At 32.3% G+C, this 16,888-nt stretch carries 14 protein-coding genes, 2 tRNA genes and 1 other RNA gene; 14 read left to right on the forward strand and 3 right to left on the reverse strand.

Annotated features, from left to right (window positions below; translation table 11 throughout):
• Positions 1-6: 6 nt before the first annotated feature.
• The 9 genes from FOD82_RS03175 (at position 7) to FOD82_RS03215 (ending at position 8,591) form a co-directional block, all read left to right on the forward strand.
• Positions 7-1,011 carry a class I SAM-dependent methyltransferase gene (locus FOD82_RS03175; protein ID WP_144356008.1) on the forward strand — a complete coding sequence of 335 codons (1,005 nt, stop codon included), beginning with the start codon at positions 7-9 and terminating at the stop codon, positions 1,009-1,011.
• A 43-nt stretch (positions 1,012-1,054) separates the two neighbouring features.
• Positions 1,055-2,239, forward strand: coding sequence for an acetate kinase (locus tag FOD82_RS03180; protein ID WP_144355049.1), 1,185 nt, complete (start codon positions 1,055-1,057; stop codon positions 2,237-2,239).
• A 55-nt stretch (positions 2,240-2,294) separates the two neighbouring features.
• Positions 2,295-2,662, forward strand: a transfer-messenger RNA (tmRNA) gene (gene ssrA, locus FOD82_RS03185).
• 236 nt (positions 2,663-2,898) lie between these two features.
• Positions 2,899-3,804 carry a DUF3737 family protein gene (locus tag FOD82_RS03190; RefSeq protein WP_144355050.1) on the forward strand — a complete coding sequence of 302 codons (906 nt, stop codon included), beginning with the start codon at positions 2,899-2,901 and terminating at the stop codon, positions 3,802-3,804.
• A complete protein-coding gene (locus FOD82_RS03195; RefSeq protein WP_144355051.1) occupies positions 3,794-4,963 on the forward strand; it encodes a MalY/PatB family protein in 1,170 nt (389 codons plus the stop codon). Before FOD82_RS03190 ends, FOD82_RS03195 begins: the two co-directional genes overlap by 11 nt.
• Positions 4,964-5,027: 64 nt before the next feature.
• The gene (gene manA, locus FOD82_RS03200; RefSeq protein WP_144355052.1) at positions 5,028-5,999 is read left to right on the forward strand and encodes a mannose-6-phosphate isomerase, class I; all 972 of its coding nucleotides are present in this window, start codon (positions 5,028-5,030) and stop codon (positions 5,997-5,999) included.
• Between the two features lie 26 nt (positions 6,000-6,025).
• Complete coding sequence (locus FOD82_RS03205) at positions 6,026-6,415, forward strand: SdpI family protein (RefSeq protein ID WP_144356009.1); 390 nt, start codon at positions 6,026-6,028, stop codon at positions 6,413-6,415.
• Between the two features lie 2 nt (positions 6,416-6,417).
• The gene (locus tag FOD82_RS03210) at positions 6,418-7,140 is read left to right on the forward strand and encodes a response regulator transcription factor (RefSeq protein WP_144355053.1); all 723 of its coding nucleotides are present in this window, start codon (positions 6,418-6,420) and stop codon (positions 7,138-7,140) included.
• The gene (locus FOD82_RS03215) at positions 7,140-8,591 is read left to right on the forward strand and encodes a HAMP domain-containing sensor histidine kinase (protein ID WP_144355054.1); all 1,452 of its coding nucleotides are present in this window, start codon (positions 7,140-7,142) and stop codon (positions 8,589-8,591) included. Before FOD82_RS03210 ends, FOD82_RS03215 begins: the two co-directional genes overlap by 1 nt.
• A gap of 52 nt (positions 8,592-8,643) precedes the next feature.
• On the opposite strand, the gene FOD82_RS03220 is transcribed toward FOD82_RS03215, so the two are convergent.
• Positions 8,644-10,824, reverse strand: coding sequence for an LTA synthase family protein (locus tag FOD82_RS03220; RefSeq protein WP_186277707.1), 2,181 nt, complete (start codon positions 10,822-10,824; stop codon positions 8,644-8,646).
• Positions 10,825-10,966: 142 nt separating this feature from the next.
• Between FOD82_RS03220 and FOD82_RS03225 the strand changes: the two genes are divergently transcribed.
• The 3 genes from FOD82_RS03225 (at position 10,967) to FOD82_RS03235 (ending at position 14,535) form a co-directional block, all read left to right on the forward strand.
• Positions 10,967-11,581 carry a VanZ family protein gene (locus FOD82_RS03225; protein WP_144355056.1) on the forward strand — a complete coding sequence of 205 codons (615 nt, stop codon included), beginning with the start codon at positions 10,967-10,969 and terminating at the stop codon, positions 11,579-11,581.
• 86 nt (positions 11,582-11,667) lie between these two features.
• Positions 11,668-13,005 (forward strand): glucose-6-phosphate isomerase, encoded by a 1,338-nt coding sequence (locus FOD82_RS03230; RefSeq protein ID WP_144355057.1) that lies wholly within the window; start codon positions 11,668-11,670, stop codon positions 13,003-13,005.
• Between the two features lie 183 nt (positions 13,006-13,188).
• Positions 13,189-14,535, forward strand: a complete 1,347-nt coding sequence (locus FOD82_RS03235; RefSeq protein WP_144356010.1) for an MFS transporter — start codon at positions 13,189-13,191, stop codon at positions 14,533-14,535.
• 71 nt (positions 14,536-14,606) lie between these two features.
• On the opposite strand, the gene FOD82_RS03240 is transcribed toward FOD82_RS03235, so the two are convergent.
• The gene (locus tag FOD82_RS03240; RefSeq protein ID WP_144355058.1) at positions 14,607-15,617 is read right to left on the reverse strand and encodes a serine hydrolase domain-containing protein; all 1,011 of its coding nucleotides are present in this window, start codon (positions 15,615-15,617) and stop codon (positions 14,607-14,609) included.
• A gap of 82 nt (positions 15,618-15,699) precedes the next feature.
• On the opposite strand from FOD82_RS03240, the gene FOD82_RS03245 reads away from it, so the two are divergent.
• Positions 15,700-15,771: transfer RNA gene (locus tag FOD82_RS03245), tRNA-Glu, on the forward strand.
• Positions 15,772-15,776: 5 nt separating this feature from the next.
• Positions 15,777-15,849, forward strand: a tRNA-Gln gene (locus FOD82_RS03250).
• Positions 15,850-16,046: 197 nt separating this feature from the next.
• Here FOD82_RS03250 and FOD82_RS03255 read toward each other — a convergent pair.
• Positions 16,047-16,877 carry a metallophosphoesterase gene (locus FOD82_RS03255; protein ID WP_144355059.1) on the reverse strand — a complete coding sequence of 277 codons (831 nt, stop codon included), beginning with the start codon at positions 16,875-16,877 and terminating at the stop codon, positions 16,047-16,049.
• Between the last annotated feature and the right edge of the window lie 11 nt (positions 16,878-16,888).

The following is a 16,888-nucleotide window of genomic DNA, read 5'->3' on the forward strand; positions in this document are numbered from 1 at the left end:
GAAAATATTGAAAAATTTGAAAAAATATTTAATCAGTTTTTAGCTTGTGTGCAAACTTTACAAGAAAGTTTAAATGTTTCCTTTGCAGAGGCCTTGGTTGAAACTTTTGACAATCTAGAAAATGGAAAAATCAAAGTTGAAATGGGTGCTCCAGATAAAGAAACAGTTGCTAAGCTAAGTAAGATGTATGAGAAGTTAGATTATGATCATCTTCCTCAAAAAGTTAAAGTTCAAGTATTTACTTATTTAACTTTAAAGGCAATCAATGATGATAATAGAGATGCTAATCAAATGCCAACACCTCCTATAATTTCTACTTTAATTGCACTAATTATGCAAAAATTATTGCCTACAGATAAAGAGCTGGAAATTGTTGATCCAGCTATGGGAACAGGTAATTTACTTTATGCGGTTATTAATCAATTAAAATCTGAAAATCATTCTAAGGATCATTATAAATTGATTGGTATTGATAATGATGAAGAAATGTTGAATTTAGCTGATGTTGCTGCTCATTTAAATAATATTAATATTGAACTTTTTTGTCAGGATGCATTAACTCCTTGGATGGTTCCAAGTCCCGATGCAGTGGTTAGTGATTTGCCAATTGGATATTATCCAGTTGATGAAAATGCTAAAAACTTTGCTACAAAGGCAGAAAAAGGACATTCTTTTGCTCATTTACTCTTGATTGAACAAATTATCAAGAATTTAAAGCCAGCTGGGTACGCATTTTTGGTAGTTCCTAAATCAATCCTATCAGGAAAAGTTGGTGCTGACTTTATGCCGTGGCTTACTAAGAAAGTTTATCTAAAAGCTATTGTTGAATTACCAGATAAGATGTTCCAAAATAAATTTAATCAAAAATCTATTTTAGTATTTCAGAATCATGGTGAAAACGCTACCAGCAGTGAGGTTTTGCTTACTAAATTAGAATCTTTGAACGGCCAAGATGCGCTTGTAAACTTTAATGATAAGCTAAACGAGTGGTATACTAAAACTATTCATTAGTTTGTTAGAAACAATCAACAATTTATGTGGAGGATTTTGTCTTATGGATAAAGTTTTAGCAATTAATTCAGGTAGCTCATCATTTAAATATAAAATCTTTTCACTACCTGATGAAAAAGTATTAGCTGAAGGAATAGCTGATCGTGTTGGACTTGATGGTTCATCATTTGAAATAAAGTTAGCAAATGGTGAGAAGCATGTTGAAAAAGTAGCAATTCCAAACCAAGAAAAAGCTGTTAGTTTATTATTAGAAGCTTTGAAAAAATATGATGTTGTTAAGAATCTCAATGAAATTGTAGGTGTCGGTCACCGTATTGTTGCAGGTGGCGAATATTTTAAAGATTCTGCGATTATCAATAAAGATAATTTACAAAAAATATTTGATTTAACTGATTATGCCCCACTTCATAATCCTGCTGAAGGAAAAGGAATAGAAGCCTTTATGAAGTTGTTGCCAGGAGTACCTGAAGTAGGAGTATTTGACACATCATTCCATCAAACTTTAGACCCTGTTCATTACATGTACTCTGTACCTTATGAATGGTATGAAAAATATCGTACTCGTAAATATGGTGCTCATGGTACTTCTGTTCGTTATGTTTCGGAAAGAACTGCAGAATTATTAGATAAAAAACTAGAAGACTTGAATCTTATTGTATGTCATTTGGGTTCCGGTGCTTCAATTACAGCTGTAAAGAATGGTAAATCATACGATACTTCAATGGGCTTTAGTCCACTTGCCGGAATTACTATGAGTACACGTTCAGGAGATGTTGATCCATCACTTTTAAGATTTGTAATGGATAAAGAGAATATTTCTATTGATGATATGATCAGTATTTTGAATAATAAGTCAGGACTTTTGGGTATTTCTGGAATTTCACCTGATATGCGTGATTTAGAAAAGAATAAAGATAAGCGTGCAATTTTAGCACGTGAAATTTTTGTTAATCGTGTTGTTCGCTATATCGGTGCTTACATTACTGAAATGAATGGTGCTGATGCAATTATTTTTACTGCAGGTATTGGTGAACATGATCAACACATCCGTAAAATGGTGATGGAACAATTGGGTATATTTGGAGTAGTTCCTGATCTTGAAGAAAATGAAACTAATGGTGAAAAGACAATAACTAAACCAGATTCTAAGATTCGTGTAATGATTGTTCCAACCAATGAAGAATTAATGATTGAACGTGACGTTGTAAGATTGGCTCATTTAGAATAAATAAGCAAATTGCTTCGCATTTCATGTAGTCTATGCTATAATAAAAACATCTCAAGGGGATGTTTTGGGATTCGACAGGCGTAGACTCGCATTGACTGCGATTCGTAGGTCACGTCTACGTAAAAACGTCACTTATAAATTTAACTGCAAAAAACAGTAATTCTTACGCAGTAGCTGCCTAATTAGGCGCCTGTGTTGCCTTTAGTTGGTTTACTCGTGATTAACTATTGGTATCAACATTAGCGAGTTACGTTTAACTACCTCACCTGAATAGTTAGAAAGAGTCTTAACAGGTTAGCTAATTCATATTAGCCCTGTTATATGGCGTTGTGAATTAGTGAAGTTCAAATAATATAACTATGATCGTAGAGGTCAGTGACGAGATGCGTTTGGACAGGGGTTCAATTCCCCTCATCTCCATTTTTATAAAAGTCTTTAGTATTTAATGCTTTGAAAGTGTTGGTACTAAAGGCTTTTTTGTTTCTCTGGTTAAATCTGGTTTTTAAAAAATGGACAAAAAAGGAGGTAATATAATAATAGAAAAGTGTTGATTTCTAATATAACTAAAAGTTATTTATTAAAATCAAGTATAAATATTAGATGTTAATGTATAAAACTCCTATACTAAATGTGATTATAGATTTAGTGAGGAGTTTTTTATGCGAAATTATGAAGATGAATTTTTCGAAGGCGAAAGAATTTTATATGGATTAAAAGATGCAAATCTTAATGAAATAATATTTGGCAAAGGGGAATCTCCGCTTAAAGAAGTGAAAAATATTAATATTGAAAACTCAGTATTTAAATGGAAATATCCTCTATGGTACGATGAAAATATAAAAGTTAGAAATACAGTTTTTGAAACAATGTCGCGTAGCGGTATCTGGTACACAAAAAATATTTCAATTAAAGATTCAGCTTTACAGGCTCCTAAACTGTTTAGACGCTGTGAAAATATAAGTTTAGATAATGTTCATTTTTCAAATGCTGAAGAAACCATGTGGACATGCAAAGATATAAAAATTAGAAATTCACAAATTAATGGTGATTATTTTGGTAAAGATAGTGAAAATATTTATTTAGATAATGTTTCAATTATTGGAAATTACTGCTTTGATGGTGGCAAAAATATTGAAGTTCACAATTCAAATTTTGTTTCTAAAGATGCGTTTTGGAATTGTGAAAATGTAGTAATTTATGATTCAACTCTTGATGGTGAATATTTAGCATGGAATACTAAGAATTTAAAATTAGTTAATTGTATTATTCAAAGTAAACAGGGACTTAATTATATTGAACATCTAGAAATGAAGGATTGTAAATTAATTAATTCAAATTTAGTTTTTGAATATGTTTCTGATATTAATGCCGAGATTACTACTAAGATTGATAGTATAAAAAATCCAATTTCTGGAAATATCACTGTACCTAAAATTACTCAATTAATTATGGATCCAACTAAGATTGATCCAAACAAAACTATAATAAATTGTGATACGGTAGAAATAAGAACTGAAGAGTCAGATACAAATCAAAAAGCAAAGAAGGCAAAATATGAAGTATGATTTTGAAACTGTGCCAGATAGACGCAATATTGATTCAATTAAATGGAATGTAAAACCAGGTCAGCTTCCAATGTGGATTGCCGATATGGATTTTAAGGTAGCACCAGAAATTGTCAAGGCAATGGAAAAGAAAATCCAGCTTGGAGCTTTTGGTTATGAATGGCCAGGAGATGATTATTTTAAAGCTGTAATTAATTGGCAAAAACAAGAACATGGTCAAGATGCTAAAAAAGATTGGATGATTTTTACAACTGGAGTTGTGCCAGCGATATCTTCAATTGTTCGCAGAGTTGCACACACTGGTGATAATGTACTCGTTCAAGAGCCTGTTTATAATATTTTTTATAATTCAATTGAAAATAATGGTCGTCATGTTTTATCCAATGATCTTATTTTTAATGGAAAAGAATATCAAATTAATTGGGAGGATTTAGAAGAAAAATTAGCCAATCCATTGACAACGTTGATGATTTTTTGTAATCCACATAATCCAATTGGAAAAGTTTGGACGAAAAATGAAGTACAAAAAATTGCTGAGTTATGCTATAAGAATCATGTTGTATTGTTATCAGATGAAATTCATGGCGACTTAGTCAGAGAAGGAATCGACTATACTCCAGCTTATAGTGTAGAGGGCAAAGCTCAAAATAATGTGATTTCTTTAGTTTCACCAAGTAAAACTTTTAATGTGGCAGCTCTTCATTCAGCTACTGCAATTATTCCGGGCGATAATCTTCGCAATGTAGTCAATCGAGGACTAAATAGCGATGAGATTGCTGAACCAAATCTTTTAGCTATTCCAGCAACGATTGCTGCATATGAAAAAGGACATGAGTGGTTAATGGAGTTGAAGTTACAATTGCAAAAAAATTTTGCTTATGCTGGAGAAGAAATTAATGCTAAAATACCTGAAGTATATATCATTCCTTCAACTGCAACTTATTTGATGTGGTTGGATATAAGTAAAATTACTAGTGATAGTCAAAAGTTAGTTCAATATCTTAAACAAGAAACTGGACTAATAGTTTCAGCCGGTAATATTTATCGTGGGAATGGTTCTAGTTTTATTAGAATAAACTTAGCTTGTCCAATGAAGCTTGTTGAGGATGGAATAAGCCGACTAATTAGTGGTATTAAAAAGTTTCAAAAAAATTTATAAAAATAAAGAAAGTGGTTTCATTTATTTGCCGAAAAAGTATATACTTTATGTGAGGTGATTTTAAATGGAACCAATTTTTTTAACGCCATATTTTAGACCAAAAATTTGGGGCGGTCGTAAATTAGATACAATTTTTCATTATGATATTCCAGAAGGAAAAGTTGGAGAAGCGTGGATTATTTCTGGCTATAAAGATGATGCTTCAACGGTAACTTCAGGGCCACTTAAGGGAAAGAGCTTAAGAGAAGTTTATCATGAACATCCAGAATTATTTGGCAATCCTAAGTCAAAAGAGTTTCCATTGCTTGTTAAATTCTTGGATGCTAATGATAATTTATCTGTTCAAGTTCACCCAGATGATGACTATGCTAATAAAGTAGAAAATGATTCTGGTAAAACTGAGAGCTGGTATGTGTTACAAGCAGATCCCGGTGCATATTTGATTTATGGTCATCATGCAAAAAGCAAAGCAGAACTTACGGAAATGATAAAAAAAGGTGAATGGGATAAGTTACTTCGCAAAGTTCCAATAAAAAAAGGAGCCTTCTTCTATGTACCAGCAGGAACTATCCATGCTTTGACTAAAGGTAGTTTAGTTATTGAAACTCAACAATCAAGCGATGTTACTTATCGTCTTTATGATTATGATAGAGTTGATAAAAAAACAGGAAAAAAGCGAGAACTCCATACTCAAAAGTCGATTGATGTAACAACAGTTCCGCATCAAGATCCTAAATTAGATATTCATACTGAAAAAGTACAAGATGCGGAAATTAAGACATTAGTTGAGCCACCAGTTTCACCACATTTTTATTTGTGGCAAATTGATTTAGATGGAACTTGGCAAACCAGTCTCAATAATCATCCTTATTTATTAGTTTCAGTAATTGATGGTAAAGGAACTATTGAATCTAATGGTCAAAAATGGAATTTAAAGTTAGGAGATAATTTAATTATTCCAAATGAGATGAAGAATTTCACTTTCACTGGTAAAATGAGAATTGTTATGTCTGCTCCAGATGAAGAGCAAGAATAAAATTTTCAAAAAGGAAGTGGCCCTTGATGATATATATCGCGTGTGGCAGTGTAATGATGGTAGTAGGATTTATTTGGTTGATAAGTCCTGCAAAAAAGCCTAATCGTCTATATGGTTATCTATCATATCTAGCCCAGGTAAATTCGGAGAGCTTTAAATATGCTCAAAAAATTGCTAGCTATTGGCTTTTACTATTCGGTACAATTCAGGTAGTATTAGGTATGATAATTCATTTTTTGAATTGGGATCGCTACTTTCTTTTATGGCTGCTAACTTTTTATTTGTTTATTTTGTTTCCAATTGTTTGGACTGAAAAAAGTTTGAAATTGTTTTTGCAAAAACGTGGTCAGCTTCCAAGAGATTATGTCGATCCTGATAAAATTAAGAAAACAAGAACAAAAGGATTTAAGGATTGAATATGAATTTAAAAATTTTAATGGTTGAAGATGACAAGTCTGTTGCAGAAATGATGGGGATGTTTTTCAAAAAAGAAGGTTGGGAGCAAGTTATTGCGGTTGATGGTGAAGAAGCTGTCAATAAATTTGAACAAGATCCAGCTAGTTATGATTTAATTACGCTGGATCTTAATTTGCCTAAAAAAGATGGTATTCAAGTTGCTAAAGAAGTTAGGGCTATTTCTCCTACTGTCCCAATTATTATGCTTACAGCGCGTGGAAGTGAATCTGATCAAGTGTTGGGTTTAGGCGTAGGAGCGGATGATTATGTGACAAAGCCCTTTAGTCCTTTGGCTTTAATTGCACGTATCAAGGCTCTTCATCGTCGAGTAATGATGGATGATTCTAAAGGTGATGAAAGCGAAAATATACAAGATTATGATATCAAGACAGAGCATCTAATGATTTCAACTGCTAGACGTGAAGTTAGTTTTGATGGTCAACCAGTTAGAAATTTAACACCAAAAGAATTTGATTTACTGTTTACTTTAGCACAAAAACCTAAACAAGTTTTTTCACGAGAACAGTTATTAGAACTTGTGTGGGGTTATGAATATTATGGTGAAGAGCGAACGGTTGATGCTCATATTAAAAAACTGCGTCAAAAATTAGAAAAAGTTGGTCCTCAAGTTATTCAAACTGTTTGGGGTGTAGGATATAAATTTGATGATTCTAAGGTTGAATAATGAAGTTAATCTATCAACACATGCTCGGATTTTTGATAATAATAATTACTACTATTTCAATTATTGGCTATGCGGAAATTGATTATGCTAAAAATCAAGCTTATTCGCAAAATTATCACCGTATGGAAAATTATGCAGATTCTTTGGGACAGCTTGCAATTAATGAAGGAAGAAATGGAGAAGCTGTTTTAAGCGATAATTTTTTAACTCAATTGCAATTTGTTTTGCAAGGAGATGATATGCAATTTAGGATTTTTAATGGTCAAAATGAGCAAATTTATCCTAAAGTGCCTAATCAAGTAAAATTATCTAAAAAAGTTTTTGCCACTTTGAAAAAGGGACAAGAAATTCGAATCAAAAACAATAATGTTGGTCGTTCTTATATTGGTAAGACTAAAGATGCTTATACAGGCGTATTAATGCCGTGGATGAATGGTAAAAAACTAGTTGGTGTTATTTGGCTAGGATCAAGAGTAAAAAATGTTGAAAGACCCATTATGATGGCAAAGCACAATTTGATGAACGCTTTAATTGTGACTTTAGTTGTAGGATTGGTATTAAGTTTAATTATTTCGTATTATTCAACAGCTAAAATTAAGCGTTTATCAAGAGCCACTAAAAAAGTTGAAGCAGGAGACTTTGATGTTCATCTTGAACATAAAAATAGTGATGAAATTGACCAATTAGCTGGAAACTTTAATCAAATGGTTAAAGCTCTAAAAGAATCTAATGAAGAAATTAAAGCTCAAGAAAAACGACGCGACCAATTTATGGCAGATGTTGCTCATGAAATGAGGACCCCTTTGACCACTATCAATGGGATTCTTGAAGGATTACAATATGATGCAATCCCTGAAGAATCCAAGCCACAGTCGATTTCTTTAATGAAGCATGAAACTAAGAGACTCATTAGGCTAGTTAATGAAAACTTAGATTACGAAAAAATTCGTAGCAATCAAGTTTCTCTGTATAAGAGTGAGTTTAATGCGGCAGATGTATTGCATGATGTGCAAACGCAGCTGCAACAAAATGCTAAAAAGGCAAATGATAAATTAATTGTTGAATGTCCTGAAAATTTGCCAATTTATGCGGATAGAGATCGCTTCACTCAAATTGTAGTTAACTTAACTCAGAATGCGATTCAGTTTACACATGATGGTAAAATAACGCTTTTAGGACGCAGAATTGACCATGCAGTCCAAATTCAAGTAAAAGATAATGGAATTGGAATGAGTAAAGAACAAATGAAATATATCTTTGAGCGTTTCTTTAAAGCGGATCCTTCCAGAGCTCGTTTAGGAACTGGTGAGTCTGGGTTAGGATTAGCAATTGTATATTCACTTGTTAAACAGCATGGAGGAGAAATTTCTGTAGAATCTCAACCGAATAAAGGCGCTACTTTTACTGTGATTATTTATGATAACGGTTATGAGAAAAATAATAATATATGATTTTTTATAGATTAAAAAAGCTGACAAAATGTCAGCTTTTTTGCTTGATTTTTTATTTATTTTTAGTTTGAGTTTCTTTTTGAGAGGTTGACTTATTAGTAAGGCTGTTGTTTTTAACAGTATCAGGAACTTCGGTAATTTCTTTTTGACGTCCACGTAATTCTGCTGCATCAGTTTTATATAAACTAGTAGTTGAGCCATGATGTTGAGAGTAAAGTGAAGTTGATTTTTCTTTTAATTTTTGTCTTAATTCTATCATCTGTTCATAATTTGTTAAGTAATCAAATTGAGCTGGATCAACCGGTTTAAAACCAATTGGAGTATAGAATCTAAGTAAGTTATGATTATTCAATAAGTCAGAATATTTTAATGATTGTTTGGCTTCTTTTGCTAAAGAGGTGATTTCACGCTTTTCTTGTGAAGTAAAGTTGATGATTTGTTTTCCGCTCTTTCGGTCATAAACTACCCCCTTAATTCCTTTACCACCGATAATGACATATTTGCCACTTACAATTGTTCCATTTCTAAAGACTATCCAATCTTTATATTTAGGGGAAAGCATATCACTACCAAATTGAATATAATTTTTATTTTTAATACCTAGTAAGTGGAGTAATGTAGGTAAAACGTCAATTTCACCCCCAACCTTATCTTTGATTTCACCTTTGAGATTAGCAGCATGAATCATAAACGGAACACGTTGCATTTGTACATTATTGAAACTATTCCAAGTATCTGAACTTTCACCAATAATCGGTGCTAAAGTTTCATTTTCACTATTTGATAAACCATAATGATCTCCATAAATTACAATCATGGTATTTTTGTATAGTCCAGAAGCTTTTAAATAATTGAAAAACTCGCGAACGGCTTGGTCTAAATAATGCGCAGTTTCGAAGTAGTTATTAATGGTTTCGTCTCTAGTATTAGTTGTCTTGAACTTAGGGTCTAAATCCTCTTTATCCATTGAAAAAGGAATGTGATTAGTAACAGTAATATATTTAGCATAAAATGGCTGTTGCATTTGTTCTAAATATTTAACACTTTCAGAAAAAAGTAATTTATCTTTTAAACCGTAACCAATTTTATCGTTAGTTTTGTTACTGAAATAATTTTGGTCAAAGAAATAGTTATAACCAAAATTTTTGTAAACTTCATTACGATTCCAAAAAGTTCCGACATTTCCGTGAAAAACTGCTGAAGTATAACCATCTTGACGTAAAATTTGAGGGGCTGCTTGAAATGTGTTTTCAGAGCCTAGAGAAGTAAAAAGTGACCCATCTGAAATTCCATAACTACCTGTTTCAAGCATGGTTTCTGCATCACTTGTACGCCCAAGTCCTACTTGGTGATAAAAGTTTTTAAAGCTAATGGTATGAGGATTTTTATAAATAGAATTTAAAAATGGAGTAACTTCTGTGCCGTTAATTTTTAAATTAATCAAAAATTGCTGGAAACTTTCAAGGTGAATAATAACTACATTCTTTCCTTTTTCTTTTCCAAAGGTTGTTCCAGCTAAAGCATGGTGTTTTTTGGTATAGTTGATTATTTTATTAAGATCTGATGAGTTGGCATTCTTGTTTACTTGTACTGTTTGAGCATTTTTAATGCCGTCGTATACCGTATAAGTATCTAAACCAAGATACTTAACAATATAAGAACGATCAAAAGTATTTCTTAATAAACGTGGTCTTGATGATTCGGCCAAAAACATATTTAAAGTTAGCATAAATGCTCCAAATGAAGTGATGGCAAATGGTGTTGAAAGACCATAAGACTTTGGATCAATTTTAATTTTTTTAGTAATCAATAAAGCAATGATAATAATTAAATCTAACCAAATGAAAATATCACTAGGATGAAGTAAACTAACTGCACTTTTACCTAAACCGGGAGCAACTTTTCCGGCATTGGTGATGGTCTTCATTGTAATGAAGTCAGAAAATTGCCGATAGTATAAAATATTTGCAAATAAAAGGACCGTATTTAAAAAGTCCATTACCAACATTGCAATGTATGATACTAGTGGACGAGGAAAGTAAAAACCGATACCAATCAATAAGATTGCTGTGCCGATTGGACTTGTCCACATGATTATATGTTGGTAGGGATCGCTAAGACCTAAATTAAAATCAACATAGGCCGCAAAAATATATTTGATCCAAAATAAAACTACCAGTAACGTAAAAAATCCAGTACGGGTTTGAATGAAATTGAGTAGTGTTTTTTTCATAATTTCTCCTTATTAACTTCTTCATTTTAATGGTTATAAAAAAAATAGACAATCTTTTAGTGAGAGTTAGTAGTTTTTTAATAATTTTTGATCAAAATTGAGTATAATTTAAATTAGACATTAAAAATTTAAGGGATTTATTATGGTATTTTTTGGACCGCTGTATAATTTATTAGTTAAACTGTATGCAACTAGAATAAATCATTTTCCGTTGATAAAGTTATCACTAGTTGCATTAGATAAAACTGTTTTTTATTTTTTGATTTTTGCTGTAATTCGTTTGATTTGGCTACTTTGTGTTCGTAGAAGGAGATCGATAAAATCTGAAGCTACTGTTTGGATTTTTGCATTTTATATTATTTTAGTTTTAATGCTGACAACATTTAGGGATACATATTTTCCGTGGCAAATTCAACTGCATTTAAAAAGACCGCTTAGCGACATAAATTTGACATTTATGGAAGAGACATGGAAATTAATTTATGCGCAAAGTAGGGTAGATTTTATTTATAATTCATTTGGAAATGTTTTATGTTTCGTACCGATTGGTTTTTTGGCGCCGATAGTTTTTTCAAAAAAGCAAACTTTTTGGAGAGTAACTTTGTTAGGGATGCTGTTTTCGATTTGTATTGAAGTTATGCAATTCTTTTTAGCAACAGGAGTTAGCGATATTGATGATGTATTTTTTAATACTTGTGGTTGTATAATTGGTTACGGTTTCTTTATGATGTTTAAAAGAATTAGGCGGAATTTTTAAATTATAATAAGACTGGTATTTATGTAACAAAATTGCTAAAATAGGTCTTGTGAAATAAATATTTTATCTAGTTAGGAAGCAGATTTATGAGTTTAATTAATTTTGATAGTAGTAAATTAGCTCCATTTGTTCACAAAAACGAATTGAGCGAAATGCAAGCTATGGTAAATGCTGCTAACACTGAACTCCGCGATGGTACTGGTGCTGGTAGTGATTTTCTTGGTTGGCTTAACTTGCCAGTTGATTATGACAAAGATGAATTTGCACGCATTAAGAAAGCTGCTAAGAAGATTCAAAGCGATTCAGAAGTATTGATTTGTATCGGTATTGGTGGTTCATACCTTGGTGCACAAGCTGCAATTGAATTTTTGAACAGTAACTTTTACGGTAAGGAAAAGAGCGATTACCCAACTGTAGTATTCTGCGGTAATTCACTTTCAGGTTCATACCTTTACGACTTAATTGAATGGCTTGGTGATAAGGACTTTAGTATCAATGTTATTTCTAAGTCAGGTACAACTACTGAACCATCAGTAGCATTCCGTATTTTTAAAGCTAAGCTTATTGAAAAATATGGTAAGGAAGAAGCTGCTAAGCGTATTTACGCAACTACTGACCGTAAGAAGGGTGCACTTAAGACTGAAGCTGATGCAGAAGGCTACGAAGAATTTGTAGTTCCAGATGATGTTGGTGGTCGTTACAGTGTTCTTACAGCTGTTGGTTTGCTTCCAATTGCTGCAAGTGGTGCTGATATTGATGAATTAATGAAGGGTGCAGCTGACGCTCGTGCAGACTACACTGACACTGATTTATCAAAACCTACTCCATACCAATACGCAGCAATTCGTAACATTCTTTACCGCAAGGGTTACACAACTGAAATTGTTGAAAACTATGAACCAAGCCTTAGAATGTTTGCTGAATGGTGCAAGCAATTAATGGGTGAATCAGAAGGTAAAGACCAAAAGGGTATTTATCCATCAAGTGCTAACTTTACTACTGACTTGCACTCACTTGGTCAATACATTCAAGAAGGTCTTCGTAACATCTTTGAAACTGTTATTCGTGTAGAAAAGCCACGCCATGATGTTAAGATTCCAGGCGACAAAGAAAACCTTGATGGTCTTAACTTCTTAGAAGGTAAGAGCTTAAATTACGTAAATGACCGCGCTTATGAAGGTGTTGTTTTAGCTCACACTGATGGTGGTGTTCCTGTAATGACTATTAACATTCCAGATCAAACCGCTCATACTTTGGGCTACATGATTTACTTCTTCGAATTAGCAATTGCTATTTCAGGTTACTTGAATGGTATTAACCCATTCAACCAACCAGGTGTTGAAGCTTACAAGCGCAATATGTTTGGTCTTCTTAACAAGCCAGGCTATGAAGACTTGCATGACGACTTAACTAAGCGTCTTTAATAATAAATAATCTACTTAGTATAATTGATGGTTAACAGATGATTATACAGCAGAAATAAGCTAATTTTAGCTAAAGAAAGAGTAGAAGCTTTTTGCTTCTACTCTTTTTCATTGAAAGGGAATGTGTTTGTGAATAAAGAAACGAGTAGTAAAAATGTACTTGCAGTTTTAGCTGCAGCTTTTATGTCTTTTGTGGGAATTTTGACAGAAACTAGTTTGAATGTTACTTTTCCAACGATGATGAAACAATTTAAGGTAAGTTTAGATACAATTCAATGGACGACTACGGGCTATTTATTAATGATTGCAATTGTTATGATTACTTCGTCTTATTTGAATGAAAGATTTACCGCTAAACAGCAATTTTCTGTAGCATGTATTGGTTTTATCATTGGGAGTTTAATTAGCGCAGTTGCACCTAATTTTGTAATTTTACTGTTGGGGCGTCTGGTATCAGCTCTTGGAGCAGGATTAAGTACGCCATTAATGTTTAATATGATTACTGAAATAATGCCTAGAGCTAAATGGGGCGTTTATATGGGAATTGCCGGATTAGTAATTGCGATGGCCCCCACTCTGGGTCCAGCTTTTGGAGGCGCTGTAACTTATTATATGAATTGGCGCTGGATTTTTATAATTGTAGTAATTTTTGCAGCTATGGTATTTATTATGGGAATATTTGTAGTTGGAAAATATCATGAACAAAAAGATAATGGCTTTGACTGGTTGAATTTTATTATTTTATCTGGGGCTTTTGTGAGTTTAACAATTGGTATTAACCAAATTAGTCATGGATTAGCTAATTGGAAATTGTGGGGGTTGTTATTATTAGCAGGAATATTATTTTATACTTTTGCTAAACTTTCCAAAAAATCTACTAAAAAATTATTAGATTTAGCTGTTTTCAAGCAAAAAGCTTTTATTTATGGGGCTCTCGCATATTTTCTTTTGCAATTCATTAATATCGGAACTAGTTTTGTTTTGCCAAACTATGTTCAAATTGTTAGTCACCAAAGCTCACTTGTTGGAGGGCTAATTTTATTACCAGGAAGTATTATTGCTGGTTTACTTAATCCATATTTTGGAAAATTATATGATAACATGGGAGCAAGATTGCCTCTTTATTTAGGAGGAGGCTTAATGACAATCAGTAGTATTTTATTTGCTATTTATGGATTAGATTTAACTGTTATGATGATAATGATAATCTATGGGATTTTAATGTTAGGTCACAGAATGGCTTTCAGTAATACTTTAGCTGAATCGCTAAAGCTTCAACAAGGTAACTTACGTGCAGATGCTACGGCTGTATGTCAAACTAGCCAACAATTAGCAGGATCTATTGGAACTGCTATTTTGGCATCAATTATTGCTATTTCTCAAAATAAAGGTGGGGCATCATATGCGGTTTTGACTGCTAAAGGAAGTCAAATGGCATTTTGCTTTACAAGTATATTAGGTCTAATAATTTTAGGATGCTACTTAAGACTCTTTAGATTAGAAAAAATCAAGACAAAAACTAAAAAATAGACTATAATTATAGTGAATGATTGAAAATAAGTGAGATTAAAAAGGCGACTGAACACCAGTCGCCTTTTTCTTTATTTGGAGTTTTCCTTTAAAAAGCTTTGGATAATCTTTTCTCGCATAGCTAAAAAGATTAAATTATGACTTGTGGGATGAACACGATTTGTTAAAAGTACTAGACCTGATTTTTTAATTCTATCAAGAATAATTAAAGTCCCGGTAAAGCCAGTATGTAAAATTATTGGATAATTATATTTAGGGTCAAAGCGTAAATCCCATCCCCATGAACGCGGCTTTACAGTTCGTGGATTTTTGTTATCAAATAATTGTTCAACTACGTTTTGGCTATAAGGTAAAATATTTTGATTTAATCCTAAATATCCTTGACTGATGTGGATTAAATCTTCCATTGTAGAAAATAATCCCGCAGAACCGCAATCACTTCCAAGCTGTCTGGCTTTAGGATCATGTGGGATACCTTGAAGTATTTTTCCATTAACTAAAGCTGTAGGTACACAAAATTGGGGCTCAGGCCAAAAAGATGTATGAGAAAGTCCCATAGGTTCAAATATTTCATCCATTGCTACTTCTTGAACCGGTTTATTGAAAATACTTTTAATAACTAAACCTAGTAAGATGAAGTTAGTATCTGCATAGCGCATTTTAGTTCTGAATTCATCAGTAACTGGTAAATTTACTAACGCATCTAAAAGCTCGTCATGATTTAAATTATCACGGTTTTCAATCCATCCTCGAATACCACTGGTATGAGTAAGTAAGTGAAATAAACGAACTTGAGAATTTTTAAATTCAGGAATAAACTTCGAGACCGGTTCACTAAAATTCAGTTTACCTTGATCATATAATTTTAATAAAATATTTTCAGTTGCCAATACTTTGGTTAAACTGGCTAAATCGTATTCAGCAAATGGACTTAGCTGAGTTACTTCAGGATAAATACTGGCAAAACCAATGGTTGAAGTGAAAACTTGACTTTTTTTGATAAAAGCATAGTTCACACCAGGTACAATTCTTTCTGAAACCATTGATTCAATTAAATGTTGTGTTGTAGAATAATCAATCATAATAAATAAAGAATAATGCTTTTTTCTTAATAAAACAACTTGACTTTTTTATAATAAAAGTCAATAATATTTATTGTTGATTCGCCCGTTGGTCAAATGGTTAAGACGCCACCCTCTCAAGGTGGAGTTATGAGTTCAATTCTCGTACGGGTGATTTATTGAGATATAGCCAAATTGGTAAGGCACAGGATTCTGGTTCCTGGATGTTTGGGTTCGAGCCCCAATATCTCAATTTTTTAGCAAGTCTTTAGCATTAAATGCTTTTAAAGCATTAATGCTAAAGGCTTTTTTGTTTCTCTGGTTGAATGTGGCTTTTTTGTTTCTCTGGTTGAATGTGGCTTTTTTGTTTCTCTGGTTGAATGTGGCTTTTTAAAAATTTGGGTGAAAAGGGAAAATCTTCTAAAAAAATATAACTCTCTAATTAGAGAGTCATAAGTATAGATAAAAAACACTGATTTTTGGAATAACACCAAAACGAGCATTAAGTTGAGTTGTGCCAATTCCTGAATTAACGTACATTTTTTTAATATTGGAATTTGGTAATGAATAAATTCCATTAACATATTTTGTAGAGTGATGAGTTCTATGGAGGATTTCATAATTGATACCGGGAATATTAATTTGTCCTCCATGACTATGGCCTGTAAGAGCAATATCATAATTGAAGCCAATATAGTTCAGTACTTGTTCGGGTTCGTGACTAAGCAAAATTTTATATTTTATATTTGAAATATTATTATTGGCAGGAATATAACTATTACCTAAAATCCAATCATCAAGTCCAGTAAATAATACTTTAGAACCATTTTTGGTAGTAAGGTAATAATTTTGATTTTGCAATAAAGTAAAACCGCTTGAATTTATAATATTTTGATATTGGGCTGGAAAACTACGATCATGATTTCCGAATACGGCTAGTTTTACATAGTTTGCTTTTATCTTTTTAAGTTCTTCAATTACATGTTGGTCATCATTATATTTGTCATAATGATCATATAAGTCACCACTGTAGATAACAACATCAGGATTTTGGTCATTAATTTTTTTAACAATTTTATCTAAATCATGATAGGTAAAATTACTTTTAACATGCACATCAGAGAACTGAACAATTTTTAGTGGACGACTACCATTGTTTTGATTAAGTGAAGTATGGTCAACTGTTAAGCGATGCGGTTCAATTTTTATTGCATAAAACATGCAACAAGTGATAATCAATATAAGAACTAAAAGTAGCGAAAGAAATTTATGTTTTTTCATAATGTGTGAAA

It is taken from the genome of Lactobacillus sp. LL6 (assembly GCF_007570935.1).
Classification (GTDB): Bacteria; Bacillota; Bacilli; order Lactobacillales; family Lactobacillaceae; genus Lactobacillus.